The organism is Acidobacteriota bacterium (assembly GCA_003225175.1).
Classification (GTDB): Bacteria; Acidobacteriota; Terriglobia; order Terriglobales; family Acidobacteriaceae; genus Gp1-AA112.
Window position 1 is genome coordinate 1 of record QIBA01000244.1, and the last position, 3087, is coordinate 3087.

At 52.2% G+C, this 3087-nt stretch carries 3 protein-coding genes and 1 pseudogene; all 4 read left to right on the forward strand.

What is annotated here, in order from left to right; all coding sequences use genetic code 11:
* Positions 1-290: hypothetical protein (locus DMG62_25030; GenBank protein ID PYY19048.1), on the forward strand; the 290-nt coding region annotated here is incomplete at its 5' end.
* Positions 291-345: 55 nt separating this feature from the next.
* Positions 346-555 carry a hypothetical protein gene (locus tag DMG62_25035; GenBank protein ID PYY19049.1) on the forward strand — a complete coding sequence of 70 codons (210 nt, stop codon included), beginning with the start codon at positions 346-348 and terminating at the stop codon, positions 553-555.
* Positions 556-668: 113 nt separating this feature from the next.
* Complete coding sequence (locus DMG62_25040) at positions 669-1955, forward strand: hypothetical protein (protein PYY19050.1); 1287 nt, start codon at positions 669-671, stop codon at positions 1953-1955.
* A 404-nt stretch (positions 1956-2359) separates the two neighbouring features.
* Positions 2360-2539: pseudogene (locus DMG62_25045) on the forward strand (nucleotide sugar dehydrogenase).
* Positions 2540-3087: the final 548 nt, after the last annotated feature.

Here is a 3087-nt window from a genome sequence, read left to right on the forward strand (position 1 = left end):
CGGAGTTTCTGAATCAGTACGGCATCAAGAGTGTGGTCGTTCACTGGCCACTGGAAAATCGTTCTCCCAATGCGGGTGAACTCATCGCGCAAAGAAAAATAGACCTGGTGATCAATATACCCAAGAACTTTCAGGAAACGGAGTTAACTAACGATTACTATATTCGGAGAAAGGCTGTGGATTTCGGGATTCCTTTATTGACAAATATTCAATTGGCAAACCGGCTGGCGGAGTCGCTTTCACGAAAGCAAGTTCTTGATCTCGGTATCAAGGAACTGCAGGCCTACTAAAGATCTCGAAATTTGGAGACAAGGCCGAGCGAAAAGCGGCCAACACTGTCATGCTATGAGATCGAAACTGAAATTGGGTAACATTGCTCTCCTGCTCGCCTCATCAGCATTGGCCCTGCTGCTGTGCGGATCCTCTCGCCGGACTGGTCGCGTCGGCGACGATTCGCTGGATCTACGCGGGCTGCATGATTGCGGCGTTTCCGGTGGGCTGGTTGTTTCCCGGTCCCTGCGGGCCGTTTTGTTTTACGTAATGTTCAAAGGATGAAAATTCTGCGTGACCTAAGAGTTATCCTGATGGCAACGGATGCGGCGAATCGGGAGGATCACCGATAAGCCACAACTATGCAGAGAACCCAGACGCTTTTAGCTGCCCTATTTTTGGGCATTGCTTTTGCCACGCACTCGGGGGCGACAGTTTACCCTTCTGACGGTTCGGAGGCGAATGTGCAGAGTTTGGAGACGGTAGCATCAGACGGTGACGTAATTACGTTGCCCGCTGGAACATTCACCTGGACTGCCGGGGTTAGCCTCACCAAAGGGCTAACGATTCGCGGTCAGACCACGATTACTGGAGCGGGCACGGCGAATTGCACTGCTGACGATCAAACCATCATCATTGATGAAAAACCCCGTAAGACACCGATGCGTGAGCGGAACTTCCAAAGAAAACAAGAGTTTCGTGCGCGCCGCGACGTTACGGTGAAAACCCCGACCACCCAGCCGACGTCGACAACGCCAGCTACAGCTCGCGAGCGAAACTCCTCGGTCAACCGCAACAGAAACTTGGCGGTGAATCGTGGATCGTTATTGAAAGCTACTATCCCGGCCGGAAAATCATTTCGGCTCACGGGCATCACGTTTAAGAACAGTCCAAACCTCACCACCAGAGGCGGTGACGGTGCTATTCAGGTGGGCAGCACAGGTGGTCTCGTGACAAACGCGCGAATTGACCATTGCCATTTTTATCATCTTGCCTGGGGCGCGATGTTGCAGGTTTCGGGTTGGACCTATGGAATAGACGACCACAATCTGTTCGAGCAGGACTACGGCCCCAATCATTCGCATACGTTTACGAACGGCGCGACGAATGGCCACGGGAACGGCCACGGTGCGTGGGCTGATTTTCCTTATTACGGCTCAGACAAATTTTGGTTCGTAGAAGACAATACTATTAAAGGCAAAGGCGGGCCAAACGGGGGAATTGATTGTTCCTTCGGTGGAAGATATGTCGCCAGACACAATTACTGGGAGAATGCGATACCGAATGGCCACGGCACGGAAGGTTGGTGTGTGCGCGGAATGAGAGCCGTCCAGATTTACAATAATGTGTTTTTCTGGGATCGCCCTTTTGGCGGATCGCAGCGTTCCGGTAGCTCACAGTGGCATGACAATATCTGGTTAGGCCCAGGTAGGTCTCGTAATAATACCCATACTTCTTTGTCTTATTTTCGAGTATATGCTGCTGCTGGAGGTAAGATAGACGAATGGTGGGGGGCAAATGGCGAAAACGGATGGGATAAGAACGATCCACACGGTTTATATTTCAGTGGCACGGCAGCAAGCAATACAACGATTCATGGAGGCGGGACATTTACTATCGACACAATCATGACGCCGGATGCTTACAAAGGAATGCAGATTCGGACCGCCGCTTCTGTTCAATAGCGGCGACCAATTTTCTATCCGCAACGTGTTGATTGGGCTGGACCAGAACGGACGCGGCAAAGGCGATCTGCTTACCGGCCAGAAGCAGCCTCGATTTTGGCCTAATCAGCAACAGGAAACTTGTTTTTCATGGAACAACAAGAATACCGACACAGGTCAGGTGCTAAAGTACGGCAACAATTTAGTTCCAACCCAGCACGAAGGAAGCGATTACGTGAATCTCGGTGCTGGACTGCCAGCCAATCAGATCCCGACACAAGTGACGGCGGCGTATCCTGCCGACGTGAATGGCGGATCTGCATATACTCACGAATATACGTATCCGCATCCTTTGGTGACAGGTGGGCCAACTCCTACGCCCATCCCCAGCTCTAGCCCAACGGCGACGGCTACGGCTACACATACGTTTCATCGAGCTGGCCGGCGAGATCAATACGCATATGCCCGAGCACGTTGTGCACGCGGTCGCAGACGCACTGAACACGCAACACAAAGCTATCAAGGGTCCCAGGATTTTGATTCTCGGCCTGGCCTATAAACCGAATGTCGATGACGAGCGCGAGTCGCCGAGTTACGTCTTAATGTAATTATTAGCAGAACGAGGCGCGGAAATAACCTATTCCGTACGTGCCGGTCATCAAGCCAGCCCGTGATTAGTCGCAATTTGCCGGAAGGAAATCCGTCGCGTGGAACCGGGCAACGATTGAGAATTTTGATCTCGTTCTCATCGCGACGAACCATTCGTCAGTGAACTACCACGAACTCGGCGAGTGGGCGCGGTGCAATCGAGGATACGCGGAACGCGATGGCGGACATGCCCCTACCGCGCGGAAAAGTTTGGAAGCGTAATCAAGGCCACCGCGGATTATACGGATTTGACAGATATTCTTGAAACTCGCTTGGGGATTCTCTAATTCTGCGCGCGCAGGTCACAAAAAGATGTTCAAAGGATGGAAATTCTGCTTGACCTAAGGGTCTCTCCTGATACTACGGGCGTGGGCAATCGGAAGGGTTACCGATGAAGAACAATCATGAAGAGAACCGAGAGCCTTTTGGCTGCCCTAGTTTTGGCCATTGCTTTTGCCCCGCACTCGGGGGCGACAGTTTACCAGTCCGACGGCTCGGAGGCGAA